A 14,933-nucleotide genomic window follows, 5' to 3' on the forward strand; every position below is an offset into this window, starting at 1 on the left:
ATGATGATGGGATTGAGAGGAGATGCCGCGATCGTAGGTGCGGCACAGTATAAACCGGAAAAATATGCCACGGCGCCGCAGATGTTCCACCTGGAGCAGGTGGCTGATCTGGCTTCACGGGCACTGGAGGATGCTGGTTTGAAGGCCAGCGACCTGGATGGCCTGGTGATCAACGGGCCCCAGTTTCATGAAGCCTCGGTATTTGTACCGGCGATGGCGGCCGAGTATCTGGGTATCGAACTGAACTTTGCTGAAGTGGTCGATCTGGGAGGATGCACCCCGGTCGGGATGATCTGGCGGGCGGCTGCGGCCATCGAGATGGGGCAATGTGAAGCCGTGCTCTGCGTCATTCCGATGCGCATGGCACCCTTTGGTCCCAGCGAAGACCCGGCCTGGATGGCCCGCGCCATGCGCTTTGGCGGCCACAGCACCGCCTACGGCGCACCCGAAGCCGAGTTTGACCTGCCTTATGGTCATATGGGGCAGAACACCGGCTACGCCATGATTGCCCAACGCTACGCGGCCCAGTATGGCTACGACCCTGAAGCCATGGCCAAGATCTGTGTCGATCAGCGTACCAATGCCCAGGCCAACCCGGATGCCATGTTCTACGGCAAGCCGCTGACCGTCGAAGACGTGCTTGGCTCCAAGATGGTCGCTGACCCGTTGCACGTGCTGGAGATCGTTATGCCTGTGGCCGGTGGCGCCGCTGTTATTGTCACGTCCAGGGATGTGGCCAAGCGCACCAAACACCGTCCGGCCTATGTGAAGGGCTTTGGTGAACGCCTGTCGTTCAAGTCGCCGTCCTATGCCAACGACATGACCGTCACCCCGGTGGCGGCTGCGGCCAAGCGCGCCTTCGAAATGGCCGGCGTCAAACCGCAGGATATGGACGCGGCGCAGATCTACGACTGCTACACCATCACCGTGTTGCTGTCGCTGGAGGATGCCGGTTTCTGTCCGAAAGGTGAGGGGATGCGCTTCATCAAGGAGAACGATCTCACCTTCAAGGGCAACTTCCCGCTGAACACCCACGGCGGTCAGCTCAGCTTCGGTCAGGCCGGCAGTGCCGGTGGTTTCTCTCAGGTGATCGAAGCCTACACCCAGATCGCCGGTCGTGCCGATGCACGTCAGCTCAAGCGTTGTGATCAGGTGTTTGTCTCCGGAACCGGCGGCGTGATGAGTGAACAGGGTGCATTGATTCTGCAGGGGGGCTAAGTCATGAGTCTGAAACCGATGCCAGAAATGACCGAGATCTCAAAGCCCTTCTGGCAGGGGCTGAACGAAGGCGAGATCCGTATTCAGCAATGTAACGCTTGTGAAGGCTGGGTGTTCTACCCGCGCCGTCACTGCACTCACTGCCTGTCTCATGATCTTGAGTGGAAGCCGGTGTCCGGCAAGGGCACGCTGTACAGCTACACCCTGACCCGCATTCCGACGTTGCCGGAGTTTGCCGACGAGATGCCTCAGGCGCTGGCAGTAGTCGAGCTGGAGCAGGGCGTACGCGTCAATACCACGCTGGTGGGGCTTGAGGAAGACGAGATCCAGGTTGGCATGGCGCTTAAACCTGTGCTGGATCAGGTGGATGCCAAGGGCAATACCCTGCTGCGCTTCACCGCTGCCGACAAGGCACTGGATAGCCTGCCGTATGAGAACCCGCTGGACAGCCTGCCGCGCAACGACAAGGGCCAGGTACAGGTTGGCGTCGACAACCCGGTCGCCCTGCAGGCACTGGTCAGTGATCAGTTCACCGACTGGAGCAACAGCATTGTGGTCGATCAGGAACTGATCAATGCGTTCGCTGAGCTGTCCGGAGACAACTACTGGATTCATACCGATCCGGAACGCGCTGCCAAGGACAGTCCTTTCGGCACCACCATCGCCCATGGTGCTCTCGTCCAGATTCTGCAGTCGCGCTTAACCTTCGCGCTGCCGTTTGAAATTACGGGATTCCAGACCATGGTCAATTACGGCTCTGACCGTCTGCGTTTCCCGTCACCCGTTCCGGCCGGATCCGAGATTCAGGCCCGGGCGCGGGTGAAGTCGGTGCAGCAGTCCCGCAAGGGCACTGCGCTGACCCTTGAGGTCAATATCCACGTGGTGGGTAATGACCGCCCTTCGGTTATCAACGATCTGGTTATCCTGTATCGCTGATCACCTTCATGTTCATGCTGTGTGCTTTGCTTGCCGCCCCTCGAAAGACGGGCGGCTTTTTTTGCTCTGGCATCTTCTTGTGGCTATCTGTGCAGAATTGCCCGGAGCCAGTATCTGAGTCGCTTTAACGGTGAATGGGAGTGCTATGATGTAAACAGATACCATCATCGGAAGCCGATACCTGATGCTCAAGATTGTATGGAACCGAATCCTGCAGAGTTTGATGTTTTCTGAAGACAAGGCTTCCGGCACGCCTGATGCTGTCCAAAACAGCCTGTCTTCTACCCTGAATGCCATCCCGGACCTGATGTTTGAGCTGGATGCCGAGGGCCGGCACTATGACTTTCGTGCCCTGCGTTCGGATTTGCTGGTAGCGCCTCCGGAACAGCTGCTCGGCTATACCGTCTCGGAAGTCATGCCGCCTGAAGCGGCTCAGGCGGTGATGCTGGCGATCAAGCAGACCAGTATCAGCGGCTATTCGAACGGGACTCAAATTCTGCTGCCCACGCCACTTGGGGAGCGCTGGTTTGAAGTATCAATGGCTAAAAAAGAGCCAGTGGTGGGCGAGCCGCTGCGGTTTATTGCGCTCTCAAGGGATATCACCGAGCGCAAGCAGGAACAGCTCGAAATCGAAAAGCTCGCCTATACCGACCCGCTCACATCCCTGCCCAATCGACTGTTATTGGAAAAGCGTCTCGAAATGACGCTCAAGTCCTGTCAGCAGACCCGTTTGCATGCAGCCGTGCTGTTTATGGACCTGGACAACTTCAAGCAGCTCAACGATCAAAATGGTCATGACATGGGCGATATGATGCTGAAACAGTTTGCCGATCGGCTGGGGTCCAGTGTGCGCTCACAGGACTTTGTGGCGCGCTGGGCGGGGGATGAGTTTGTCGTCGTCATCGAAGCTCTGGGGCCGGATGCTCGGAATGCAGAAGCACAGGCACAGCTGATCTGTCAGCAGATGGTTGAAAGGCTGAAGCGGCCTTATGACCTGGATGGTCGTGAGCATTTCTGCCATGTAAGCATTGGAGTCAGGCTTATCAATGGCGACAGTGACAGCCTTGAGCAGGTGCTCAAACATGCCGACTCAGCGATGTATGAGGCCAAAAGAAATGATCAATCTCAATACGAGCTGTATAGAATCGATTGATAAAAGCAGCCAGTATCCAAGAGGGGCTCGAACGCAGAATCTACTTCGTGAGGTCACGAAGTAAAATCTGAGCCAGGTTGGCTTTACTTTACGAGCCTTGGCAGTACAACCGATATCTTGCACCCTTTGTTCTCAGGGGGAGCAATGGTGATGCTGCCATCATGCGCCTCTACGATCGCCTTAACTAGACTCAAACCCAGACCCACGCCAGGCTCACTGCGGCTCTTGTTCCCGCGATATAACCGGTTGAAAACAAGTTCCATCTCACTGGGGTCTATGCCCGCACCCTCATCTGTAATTACCACTTCGGCAGACGCGGATAACTCATTGAGGGAGATATGTACGTCCCCTCCAGGCTTGTTGTACTTGATCGCATTATCAATCAAGTTGCATAAAACCTGGTGTACACGAACTCTGTCAGCATTGACTGTAACAGGCTGGCCTTCCACCTGTAGCCTGACACCCCGATCTTCCGCAGCATACCGATAGAGCTCCACACAATCCTTAACGGCTTCATACAGGTCTATCGGCTCAGGATGAAGCGTCAGAATCCCGCTTTCTGCCTCTGAGATATCCATGAGAGTCTTGAGCATACCCTCGATTCTTGCGTTTTCTTCCGCACAATCCAGCAAGGCTTCTCTCAAGGGTTTTACGTCATCGCACCCAACGGCTGACTCGATACTTAAACGCATGCGTGCCAAAGGGGTACGCAAGTCATGAGCAACGGCGTCCAACGAGTGCTGCATACCGCGAATCAGGCGACTAATCTGAATCAGCATGGTGTTGAATAACTGAGCCAATTCACCCAACTCAGTATGAGGGTTTCGGACAGGGACTCTTGCATCCAGATCGGTTGTCTTGAGGTTGCGCACTGTCTCTGCAAGGTCTTTCACCTGCCTGAGCGCCCTCCAGTTCATATAGTAGGCCAGTAACAAGCCGACCCCGAGCAGCGGCAGCATGACGATTAAAATGATTTTTCTGTACTCTGCTTGCTGCTCAGCCCGGTGTGCAAGCGATTTGCCAATGCGCAGGCGTGCATTGTCATCCAGGCTGATTTGGCCCACTAAAAACCTGGATCCTTCAGCACCGAAGGTCCCTTCAGCCCATTCACCGTCCTGCATGGCCGGCAGCAAGAGAGACTGCGTCGGGCTCCACTGCTCCGGTTGTACATGCAGCAACCGCTCGCCTTCATCGTCGGTCAGCTCCAGCCACATATCAGATCTTTGAAAGTAGGGGGTGTCGCGTTCTACTACTACGTCCAGTTTGTGCAGCCCTGCGGTCTGCTCAAGTCGTTGATAGCTCTCCAGAAAAGAGCTGATCAGTTGCTGATCCTTATCTTGCTGGGCTCGGTGGAGAAGAGAGTCCACGGTGATGAAGAGTACCAGTGCGGAAATAAAAAACAGCAGAGTAAACTTCAAGGTCAGTTCAAGCGCCGTATTGATGCGGCGTGCCTTAATCAGTCTTGAGAACATATCCCACTCCGCGGAGGGTGTGTAGGAGCTTTGTATTGAAGTCCTTATCGACCTTGGCACGCAGGCGACACACCAGCACATCTACAACATTGGTTTGGGGGTCAAAGCTGAACTCCCAGACATGCTCGAGTATCATGGTTTTTGACAGCACCTTTCCCGGGTTTCTCAACATGTATTCAAGCAGCTTGAATTCGCGTGGTTGCAGCGCAATTTTTTGGCCAGAACGCGTGACCGATTTGGTAACAGGGTCCAGGCACAGGTCTTGGAAACTGAGTTTGGACTGAATGCCGGTTTCTGGAAGCGAAGAGATGCGTCTCATAAGAGCCTGGGCACGGGCATGAAGTTCGCTGAATGAGAACGGCTTGGTAAGGTAATCATCACTGCCAGTCTCAAGGCCTCGGACACGGTCTTCAACCGAGCGTTTTGCACTGAGAATAATCATGGGAGCCGTGCACCCACCCCCCCGTAACTCCTCAATAACAGACAAACCATCGCGACCGGGCAGCATGACATCCACAATCACCAGGTCATAGTCGCCTTCCAGCGCCATGTGAAAGCCGTCATTGCCATCAGCCACCGTATCGACGGTGTCGCCATGTTCACGAAAGCCTTTAGCAACATAGCCTGCAATGGTGGCATCGTCTTCGATCACTAATATCTTCATAACGCATAAATTACCACTGCACCTGCTGTCTGGCACCTTAAAGGTTTCAACATTACAGCTTTGTAATGATGTGGAAAGTATCTGGAAACGCCGCGAGCGCTAGCCTGTAACTGTGTTCAACGACCTTGAAAGGATATCCACGATGAAAATGTTCAAAACCTGTCTCGCAGTTACCGCTCTTGGTGCCAGCCTGTCTGCTCAGGCAGCGGAACTAACGACTCAGCCCGTTCTGCCATTGGCAATGGCGCAGGAGCTGGCCAGTCATGCCGTGATGGCTTGTGCAAAAGACGGATACAACGTAAGCGTCGCTGTTGTGGACGCCTCAGGGGTGACGCGCACAATCTTGCGTGCAGATAAGGCAGGTCCTCATACGCTCGAAAGCAGCCGAAAGAAAGCGTATACATCTGCAAGCATGGGGCGCCCGACAGCCGATCTGGCTGCTCTTATCAAGAAGATGCCTGAAGTCGACGGGCTCAGGGATATGGATCCAAACATCCTGATTCTGGGAGGTGGCCTGCCCATTATGGTTAACGGTGAAAAGGTTGGGGGTATTGGTGTAGGCGGAGCTCCGGGTGGTCATCTGGATCAGGCATGTGCTCAGGCAGCCCTTAACGAAGTCGTGCAATAAGCTTCTGCAGGATGAGCCGGCACGAGAGTGTGGAGTTCTATTCTCTGCACTTGTGCCGGATCCGAAAGTCAGTTCCCCGGGGCCAGTTGATAGCGCCGTTCCGGCCGGCCAACGCTGCCGTAGCTCACACTGGCAACCAGCTCGCGTGTACTGACCAGATATTCCAGATAGCGCCGTGCCGTGGTGCGGCTGGCGCCGATGGCAGCGCCCACCGTCTCCGCGTTTTGAGGTTCGGCATCGGACTGAAAGACCTCTCTCACCTTTTCCAGTGTCAGACCATCGATCCCCTTGGGCAGGCGTTGAGTGCCGGGAGGTTCCGCACCCTCCGAGGCTCCGGCGCTGGTGCTGCCTCTTGGCAGCAGGCTGTCCACATCCGACTGGGCGAGGGAGTTCAGGCTGGTCAGACGCTCCAGGTGTTCGGCATATCCCTGCAGGGCGGCCTGAAGTCGCTCGAACACCAGAGGCTTGAGAATATAGTCGAACACGCCACCACGCAGGGCTTCACGCAGAGTGTCGACTTCGCGCGCGGCCGTAATCAGGATCACATCGGTGGTCTGGTTGCTGGTGCGCATCTCGCGCAGCAGCTCCAGTCCCGTGCCACCCGGGAACTGGATGTCCAGCAGCATCAGTTCCGGTTTCAATACCTCGATCAGGTCTCGTGCCGTGGTCAGGTCGTGGGCCACGCCGACCAGCTCGAAACCCTCGATGCGTTCGAGAAAACGCTGCTGTATTTCGGCGATTTGAGGGTCATCTTCGGCGATCACAACGCGAATGGGTTTACTCATCAGCAGCTCCATGCAGGTTGGTCGAGTGTGGCTGTTTGGGAATGTAGACGGTAAAGCGGCTGCCATCCGGCGTGCCGGGCTCAATCGTAATGGTACCGTTGAGCTGTTGCAGCAGGGAATGCACCAGGTGCAGGCCCAGTCCGTGCCCCTCGGCCTGCTTGCTGGTGACGCCCTTGTTGAAAATCAGCTGGTGCTGATCGTCCGGGATGCCCGGGCCCCGGTCTTCGATCTCAAAAATCAGATCATCCCCCAGGTCGGTCATGCTCATGCGCACAGCCTTGCCATGCCCGCCTTGATTGAGTGTGGCCTCAAAGGCGTTGTCGAGCAGGTTGCCGAGAATGCTCACCAGCTGCTCGCGCGGAATCCACTCGGGCAGGTCACTCATCTGGCTGTCAGGGTCGATCTCCAGCACCAGTCCCAGCTCGCGGGCACGGTTGTACTTGCCCAGCAGGCAGCCGGCGAGGACCGGGTCCGGCACGGCTTCTACCAGCAAATGGATCAGGGCCTGATGGTCCCGGGTTTCCTGCCCGATCAGGGCCAGTGCCTCGTCATTGGCGCCAATCTGGATCAGGCCGGCGATGGTGTGCAGCTTGTTGGAGTATTCATGGGCCTGACTGCGCAGGCTGTCCGCGTATTGCTGAATGCGGCTGAGCTTTTGCCCCAGCTGATGCAGCTCATCCTTGCGGCGAAAGCTGGATACCACGCCCACCACCTGTCCCGAATGGTGCAGGGGCACGCGGTTCACGATCAGGGCCTGCTCACCCAAGCGTACCTCCTGGTCAAACTGGGGCTGGTCACTGCTGAGCACCTCCGGCATGCGGGAATCTGGCAGCACTTCGGTGACCGGCTGTCCCAACAGGTCAGCATCCGATGGCAGCTCCAGAATGGAGCGGGCGGCTTCGTTCAGGGTGGTGATCTCGCCTCGGGTGTTGATGGCGATAATGCCCTCGCGAATCGATTGCAGGGTGGCGTTACGTTCCTGAAACAGCCGACCGATCTCTTCCGGCTCCAGCCCGAAAATGGCTTTCTTGAAGTGCCCGGCAAACCAGACGGCGGTCAGAATACTGAACGCCAGCGCGGCCAGAATTACCAGCGTCATGGTGAGACGGTAGCGGCTGATGTAGGTGTCGACACGGTCCAGCAGATAGCCGACGGATACCAGGCCAACGATCTGTTCTCCAGAGTTGTCGTATATGGGCGCGCGGGCACGCATGGAGAGGCCCAGGCTGCCTTCGGCACGGGTGACCTGTGCCAGCCCATAGGCCAGTGTGGGGGTCAGTTCGTCATCGTCATCTTCCGCCATGGAGCGGCCCAGTCGCTTCGCTACCGGATGCGCGAGCCGCAAGCCATCGCGGTCACCGATGACGACAAAGCGGGCCTCCGTCCGTTCGGCCAGGGTCAGGCTTAATGGCTGCAGCCGGGAGATGTCCCGCTCGGTCACGGCATCAATGACCTGAGGAATACTGGCAATGGTTTTGGCCACGTGCAGTGCACGTTCACCAATCTCTTCTTCCAGACTGGTGGTCAGGTAGTGCAGGGCAAACAGGCCCAGTGCGCCGGTCTGTAACAGGGCGATCAGCCCCAGAATCAGCACCATGCGTGTTTTGAGTGGAAAGCGGCGGAGTGACAGTCGCATAGATCAGCTCTTTTTATTATCTGATACTAATCGCAGTACGTTGAAAATGCCCGTGAACAAAATGCACAAAATGGCGTTTAAGCTCTAAAAACTCATTAAATTCATAAGCTTTTACTGCACCACAAGGCTGCATAGGCTTGCCTCAGGCTCATGCCAAAACAACAATAATGAGGTAATTGCTATGCTCTCCAAACTCTTCACACACCGTTCTACCGTGCTGGCCACAGCGTTGACCACCTGTCTGTCTGCGGGCGTGGTACAGGCGCAGGTCGATAGCGTTCATTTTCTGATTCCCGGTGGTGCCGGCGGTGGCTGGGACAGCACTGCGCGCGGTACCGGTGAAGCCCTGCAAAAATCCGGTCTGGTTGACACCGTTTCTTACGAAAACCTGTCTGGCGGCGGTGGCGGCAAGGCCATTGCACACCTGATCGAAGTGGCTGACCAGTCTGAAGATACTCTGATGGTCAATTCCACACCGATCGTGATCCGTTCACTGTCCAAGGTGTTTCCTCAATCCTTCCGTGATCTGACGCCGGTTGCAGCCACCATCGGTGATTTCGGTGCCTTTGTGGTGAAAGCGGATTCACAGTACACCAGCTTCAACGATCTGGCGGATGCCTATCTGGACAACCCGCGTTCGGTCACCGTAGTGGGCGGCTCGGCACGCGGCAGCATGGATCACCTGGTTGCGGCACAGGCCTTCAAGGCAGCCGGTGGTGACCCGCGCATGGTCAAGTATCTGGCCTATGATGCTGGCGGCAAGGCGATGGCTGGCCTCTTGTCCGGTGAAGCGGATGTACTGTCGACCGGCTTCAGCGAAGCGCTGGCACTGGCAGACGCCGGTGAGGTACGCATTCTGGCCATGACCGGTCCGGAGCGTTCCAAGGCCGCACCGGACGTACCCACGCTGAAAGAGCTGGGCTATGACGCAACCTTCGTGAACTGGCGCGGCTTCTTCGGCGCACCCGGCATGGCCGACGCCAAGCGTGACGAGTTTATCGCCGTGCTGGAAAAGATGTATGGCACCGAGGACTGGGCGCGCGTGCGTGACCGCAACGGTTGGGCCGAAGATTTCCGCCCGGGTGACGAGTTCGTCGCCTTCCTCGAGCAGCAGGAAAAGGAAGTGGGTGAGCTGATGCGCGAGCTGGGCTTCCTGCGCTAACCCCGACTGCTGTACGGCCCCGTACCTGCCCGGTGCGGGGCATGCCTGGTTCCCCCTCAGGTGTGTCACAACTCGTGTGAGGATTCCACTATGCCTTTATCCAAAGACCATATCGGTGGTCTGGTGTTTCTGTGCCTGTCGGTGGCCTATGGCTACTATGCCGGCGAGATCGCCTTGCTGCCGGGTGATGAATTTGCGCCCTTCAACGCCCAGTCGTTGCCCAGTGCGCTGGCTGTACTGGGCGGTATTCTGTCCATTGCGCTGATCGTAACTGCCGACCGCTCCAGTGCCGGTCGCCTTCAACTGGCCGGCTATGACTTCTGGCTGGTGGCCAAGCTCCTGCTGCTGGTTGTGCTGCTGGGCGTTGCGCTGCCCTGGATCGGTTTTCTGGCCTCCACCATTCTGTTTCTGATTGGGGGCTACTGGCTGCTGGGCGTACGCAGTATCAAAACGCTGCTGTTGGCGTCTGTTCCCTTCTCAGTCGTGCTCTGGTTCCTGCTGGCACAGTTGCTGGATATCTATCTGGCACCGGGCCGACTCTTTACCGCCATGTTGGGAGGTTGATGCCATGTGGGATGGAATTTTGACCGGGCTGGGAACAGCCGTGATGCCGTTCAACCTGCTGATGGTGGTCGTTGGGTGCTTTGCCGGGACCTTTATCGGCATGCTGCCGGGGCTGGGGCCCATTTCGGCGGTGGCGCTGATGATCCCGATCACCTACGGGCTTGATCCTGCTTCCGGCATCATTTTGATGGCCGGGGTCTACTACGGTGCCGTGTTCGGCGGCTCAACCTCCTCGATTCTGGTGAACGCCCCCGGGTGTGCCAGCACGGTGGTGACCGCCTTTGACGGCTTCCCGCTGGCGCAGAAAAACCAGGCAGGCAAGGCGCTGGCGCTGGCAGCCTATTCCTCGTTCACCGGCGGCACCATCGGTGCACTGATTCTGCTGTTTGCCGCTCCGGCACTGGCCTCGGTCTCACTGAGCTTTCAGTCGGGCGACTACTTTGCGCTCATGTTGCTGGGGCTGACGGCCGTGGCGGCGTTTTCCGGTAAGGGGCAGGTGATCAAGGCGCTGCTGATGACTGTGTTTGGCCTTATGATCGCCACCGTGGGCACGGATATCACCTCCGGCGCGACTCGCTTTACCTTTGGCAGCGTGGACTTGATCGACGGTGTCAGCTTCCTGCTGCTGGCGATGGCCACCTTTGCCCTGACCGAGGTGATCATGACGGTACTGCGCGGTCAGCACCGCGAGGCAGAGCCGGAGATGGATATGGCCGCGCTGGGCAGCATGAAGCTGAGCCGTGAGGAAGTGAAAGAGGTGGCGCCCACCATCGGTCGCTCTTCCGTATTCGGTTTTCTGGTGGGCGTGCTGCCGGGCGCCGGTGCCACCATCGCATCCTTCATGGCCTATGGGCTGGAACGTAACCTGGCTTCGGCCAAGGAAAAACTTAAGTTCGGCAAGGGCTCACTGCGTGGGCTGGCGGCGCCCGAATCGGCCAATAACGCGGCTTCAACTGGGTCGTTTGTACCACTGCTGACGTTGGGTATTCCGGGCTCCGGCACCACGGCCATTATGCTGGGTGCGTTGATTGCCTATGGTATTCAGCCGGGCCCACGCCTGTTCATGGATAACCCGGATGTGTTCTGGTCCGTCATCATCTCCATGTATTTCGGCAACCTGGTGCTGCTGATCCTGAATCTGCCGCTGATTCCCTATATCTCACGGCTGCTGGCGATTCCGCGTCCGATTCTGATCCCGCTGATCCTGTTTTTCTCCATTACCGGGGTGTATCTGGTCAGCTTCAACACTTTCGATATCCAGATGATGGTGTTGATCACGGTGATTGCCATTTTCCTGAAACTGCTGGCGTTTCCCATGGCGCCCATGCTGCTGGGCTTTATTCTTGGCGGCATTCTGGAGAAAAACCTGGCCCGCGCACTGACCATGTCGGATGGCAGTTTCTCCTTCCTGTGGGATCGACCGCTCACGCTGGTGATTACCCTGATCGCGGTAGCGGTACTGCTGTTCCCGTTGCTGGGGACGGTGCTTGGCAAGCTGCGTGGCAAGGGGCCTGAAGCGGCGGTAGCAGAAGGGGAAGGCTAGGCAAAAGCTGCATACAATGCGGTACTGGCATGCTGTCGGACCTGAGCCTGGCCGGGGGTGAGCCCGGTCAGGCGAGGAAAGGGGAGGCTTTTGAAACGTTTGCTGGACTATCCGGGCAATTGATAGCGGTTTTTACCCTTCTGCTTGGCTTCGTACATCAGCTGGTCGGCCTCGCGCAGCAGGTCTTCCGCATCGGCCGCCCGATGGTGGTCATAGAAGGACGCGCCGATGCTCGCGGATACGCTGACTTCCGTGTTGTGTATTCTGAGCGGGCTGGCGGTGGCATTGAGCAGGCGCTCGATGATCGTGATGCCCGCGTCTCGGTTTTGCAGGTCGGGCAGCAGTATGACGAACTCATCCCCGCCGATGCGAGCGACGGTATCGGTATCACGCACTGCATGATGCATGCGGCGTGACAAATGGATCAGCAATTGATCACCGGCTTCATGACCAAGGGAGTCGTTGACCTCCTTGAAACCGTCAAGATCAAGGAAAAGCACTGCCAGCAGGGCATCATATTCGCGTGCCTGCATCATGGCCTGATTCAGGCGGTCATACATGGTCAATCGATTGGGAAGGCCGGTTAACAGGTCAAACCGCGCCAGATGTTCCAGCTTTTGCTCGTGTGCCTTGAAGTCGGAGATATCCGACAGGATGGCAACATAGCTTTCGGTTGCACCATTCTGACCCTTGATGGCACTGATTTTCAGGTGCACCGGATAGGTGTCACCGGCTTTATGCCTGTTCCAAACCTCACCATCCCAGTTGCCTTCATTGAGCAGGTGGCTCCACATCGCCCGATAAAAATCGCAGTCATGGCGACCCGAGCTGAGAATGCTGGCGTTCCGGCCGGTGACCTCCGAGGGTTCAAAACCGGTCAGCGCAGAGAAGGCCGCGTTCACGTTTTGAATTACGCCCCGGGTGTCCGTGATCATGACGCCGTCATTAACGTGCTCAAAGACGCGGGCGGCCAGGCTCAGGCGCAACTCGGTTTCTTTCTGCCGGGTGATGTCCTGATGCGTGCCATACATCATCAAAGGCTCACCGGTCGGGGTGGTTTTTGACAGTTTGCCGCGGTCCAGTACCCACACCCAATGACCGTCCTTGTGCTTCATACGGGCCTCGCACTGGTAAAAGTCTGTTTCGCCGGCGAAGTGTCGTTGCAGCTGTTTTTCGGATTCTGCCAGGTCATCCGGGTGTGTCAGACGGGCCCAGGTGTCAATAGTGGTGGGCTGCAGCTCCTCCAGTGTATAGCCGACGATTTCGGCCCAGCGCTCGTTGAACACGGTTTCGCCGGTCTGGATATTCCACTCCCAGGTGCCCACATTGGTGCCTTCGATAACGGCCAGCAGGCGGTCACCTTCCTGCTTGATCTCGGCTCGGGAGGCGCGGATAAGGCCGATCATTCGGTTCAGCGTCTCGGAGAGCGAAGAGAACTCGCGGTATTTGAAGCCGGGCAGCGGGTTGACGGGAATGCCCTCGGCATCACGCTCGGACAGGGACGCCAGAAAGTCCTTGAGCGGTGATACGATTTGGTATCTGACGAACAGCCCCAACAACGCGACCAGCGTAATGGCCAGCAGCAGGCTGCTGCGCAGGCTGTCATACAGGATTTCGTTCAGCTTCTCTTCCACGGCTGTCTGGGGCATGTAAATGGAAATCCTGCCCAGAGGCTGGCCGTCAGACTCGAGGGTGCGTTCAAAGAGAAGATAGGGCTGCGCGGTTAACTGAGCCTGCTGCACGGTATCGGCCGGGTTATAGGGGGTAATGCCGGTGTCGGGCATCAGGATCGAGCCTGACACATAGCGAGGCTGGCCCAGGATTCTGGCCATTTGAAAATCGTCTACAAGGATGGCGATATACTGGCCCAGCGCCGCCTCGGTACTGACCAGCTTTTGATACTCTGCAATGGCATAGGATGCCATCAGCGGGGCCGTGTTTTTGGAGAGACTGGCCAGGCTTTCATCCGCCTGCTGCTTCATATCCGCAAGCAGCAGCTGTTTCTGTTCCAGAAAGCTCAGTGTGCCGTGGACAGGCACTACCAGCAGAATACTCAGCAGGGCCAGGAGTATAATCCTGCCCTGTAACGAGGGCTGACGTTGGTGCCTGTCAGTCATGCGTTATTTCGGTCCTGTGCCCAGTACGTTTTTTTCGATGGTGGGGAGCAAGTCGTCAATATTCTGGGGGGAAACAGCCAAAACGGGCAGTTTCTGTCGTTTGGGGACCGGTTCGGACTGGCGGTAAGCATGGAGGGTGGTGACGGCCTTTTCGCCGATCAGCCTTGGCTGCTGCATGCCGGCACCGACCAACTGCCCCGAGCGGATCATCTCAATAAACTCGGGTTCCGCATCAAAGCATACTAGCAGGACCTCACCTTCCTTGCCTGCGTCGCGAATGGCATCAAGAGCCCCCTGATAACGGTCAGACCCCTGCAGCCACAAGGCGCGAAGGTTCGGGTCGCTTTCGATCAGCTCACGGCTGAAGGTGTAGGTTTCCGTGTAGGAAAAGTCGACCTGCTGGCGAATACCGGCTGCCTGGAAACCGGATGAGGACAGGGCATCCACGAAGCCGCGCGTACGGGCCTTGCCGTTTTCACGCTTTTGCGGAATGGCCACGATACCGACCCCGCCTTCCGACCAGCCTCTGGCCTCCAGTGCCTTGACCAGCACCTGCCCAAGCTCACGGGCGCCCTGTTCGTTATCCGAGCCGATGTAGCTGACATATTCGCCACCCTGTGTCCCGATATCGGCTATCACAACAGGCACCCCGGCTTTTTCTGCCAGATCCAGCACCGTCACGGCAGCGGATGAATTGGTGGGAGAAAGAATGATACCGGCAACCTCGTCATGCAGGGCCCTGGCGGTATTTTCCAGCTCCTTGCGTGCACTGTTGTCTGCACTCAGCACCTCGACCGAGTACCCCAACTCTTTTGCCTGCTGCTCCACGCCACCGGCCATGATGCTCCAGAAAGGGATGCGTAGATCCGACACCAGATAGGCCAGACGAGGAGGTGCATCAGCTTCGCTGGCCGCTGCAAAAGGGGACACGAGCAGTAATATGCCCATGAGGCAGCAGAGCTTGAGACGGTGCAAACCTGATCTGAACATAACGGTTCCCTGTTTGGATAACGATTAGAGTTGGTGCGCCCAGTGTACCAGCTTGTTTGTGGGGG

The 14,933-nt window shown here is 57.4% G+C and carries 13 protein-coding genes; 7 read left to right on the top strand and 6 right to left on the bottom strand.

Annotated elements, in window-relative coordinates; genetic code table 11:
• Positions 1-6 precede the first annotated feature (6 nt).
• The 3 genes from H9C73_RS01930 (at position 7) to H9C73_RS01940 (ending at position 3,307) form a co-directional block, all read left to right on the top strand.
• Positions 7-1,218: a thiolase family protein gene (locus H9C73_RS01930; protein WP_209286094.1), complete on the top strand. Its 1,212-nt coding sequence runs from the start codon at positions 7-9 to the stop codon at positions 1,216-1,218.
• A 3-nt stretch (positions 1,219-1,221) separates the two neighbouring features.
• Positions 1,222-2,154, top strand: a complete 933-nt coding sequence (locus H9C73_RS01935; protein WP_209286095.1) for a bifunctional OB-fold nucleic acid binding domain-containing protein/MaoC family dehydratase — start codon at positions 1,222-1,224, stop codon at positions 2,152-2,154.
• A gap of 184 nt (positions 2,155-2,338) precedes the next feature.
• The gene (locus H9C73_RS01940; RefSeq protein ID WP_209286096.1) at positions 2,339-3,307 is read left to right on the top strand and encodes a GGDEF domain-containing protein; all 969 of its coding nucleotides are present in this window, start codon (positions 2,339-2,341) and stop codon (positions 3,305-3,307) included.
• 83 nt (positions 3,308-3,390) lie between these two features.
• Here H9C73_RS01940 and H9C73_RS01945 read toward each other — a convergent pair whose 3' ends face one another.
• Together H9C73_RS01945 and H9C73_RS01950 are read right to left on the bottom strand one after the other, a co-directional pair.
• On the bottom strand, positions 3,391-4,779 hold the full coding sequence (locus tag H9C73_RS01945; RefSeq protein ID WP_209286097.1) for a sensor histidine kinase: 1,389 nt from the start codon (positions 4,777-4,779) through the stop codon (positions 3,391-3,393).
• Positions 4,760-5,431: a response regulator transcription factor gene (locus H9C73_RS01950; protein WP_328797918.1), complete on the bottom strand. Its 672-nt coding sequence runs from the start codon at positions 5,429-5,431 to the stop codon at positions 4,760-4,762. The genes H9C73_RS01945 and H9C73_RS01950 overlap by 20 nt, the downstream gene beginning before the upstream one ends.
• Positions 5,432-5,585: 154 nt before the next feature.
• Between H9C73_RS01950 and H9C73_RS01955 the strand changes: the two genes are divergently transcribed.
• Positions 5,586-6,071 (top strand): GlcG/HbpS family heme-binding protein, encoded by a 486-nt coding sequence (locus H9C73_RS01955; RefSeq protein WP_209286099.1) that lies wholly within the window; start codon positions 5,586-5,588, stop codon positions 6,069-6,071.
• Positions 6,072-6,139: 68 nt separating this feature from the next.
• On the opposite strand, the gene H9C73_RS01960 is transcribed toward H9C73_RS01955, so the two are convergent.
• Together H9C73_RS01960 and H9C73_RS01965 are read right to left on the bottom strand one after the other, a co-directional pair.
• Entirely contained in the window at positions 6,140-6,856 is a 717-nt protein-coding gene (locus H9C73_RS01960; RefSeq protein WP_209286100.1) for a response regulator, read from the bottom strand.
• A complete protein-coding gene (locus tag H9C73_RS01965) occupies positions 6,849-8,492 on the bottom strand; it encodes an ATP-binding protein (RefSeq protein WP_209286101.1) in 1,644 nt (547 codons plus the stop codon). The genes H9C73_RS01960 and H9C73_RS01965 overlap by 8 nt, the downstream gene beginning before the upstream one ends.
• Before the next feature lie 181 nt (positions 8,493-8,673).
• On the opposite strand from H9C73_RS01965, the gene H9C73_RS01970 reads away from it, so the two are divergent.
• The 3 genes from H9C73_RS01970 (at position 8,674) to H9C73_RS01980 (ending at position 11,761) form a co-directional block, all read left to right on the top strand.
• A complete protein-coding gene (locus H9C73_RS01970) occupies positions 8,674-9,654 on the top strand; it encodes a tripartite tricarboxylate transporter substrate binding protein (protein WP_209286102.1) in 981 nt (326 codons plus the stop codon).
• 90 nt (positions 9,655-9,744) lie between these two features.
• Positions 9,745-10,218 (top strand): tripartite tricarboxylate transporter TctB family protein, encoded by a 474-nt coding sequence (locus H9C73_RS01975; RefSeq protein ID WP_209286103.1) that lies wholly within the window; start codon positions 9,745-9,747, stop codon positions 10,216-10,218.
• A 4-nt stretch (positions 10,219-10,222) separates the two neighbouring features.
• Positions 10,223-11,761, top strand: a complete 1,539-nt coding sequence (locus H9C73_RS01980) for a tripartite tricarboxylate transporter permease (RefSeq protein ID WP_209286104.1) — start codon at positions 10,223-10,225, stop codon at positions 11,759-11,761.
• 107 nt (positions 11,762-11,868) lie between these two features.
• Here the strand turns inward: H9C73_RS01980 and H9C73_RS01985 are convergent, their stop codons facing one another.
• A complete protein-coding gene (locus H9C73_RS01985; protein ID WP_209286105.1) occupies positions 11,869-13,878 on the bottom strand; it encodes a sensor domain-containing diguanylate cyclase in 2,010 nt (669 codons plus the stop codon).
• A gap of 3 nt (positions 13,879-13,881) precedes the next feature.
• A complete protein-coding gene (locus H9C73_RS01990) occupies positions 13,882-14,868 on the bottom strand; it encodes a substrate-binding domain-containing protein (RefSeq protein ID WP_209286106.1) in 987 nt (328 codons plus the stop codon).
• Positions 14,869-14,933: the final 65 nt, after the last annotated feature.

Source organism: Marinobacterium alkalitolerans, from assembly GCF_017776525.1.
Classification (GTDB): Bacteria; Pseudomonadota; Gammaproteobacteria; order Pseudomonadales; family Balneatricaceae; genus Marinobacterium; species Marinobacterium alkalitolerans.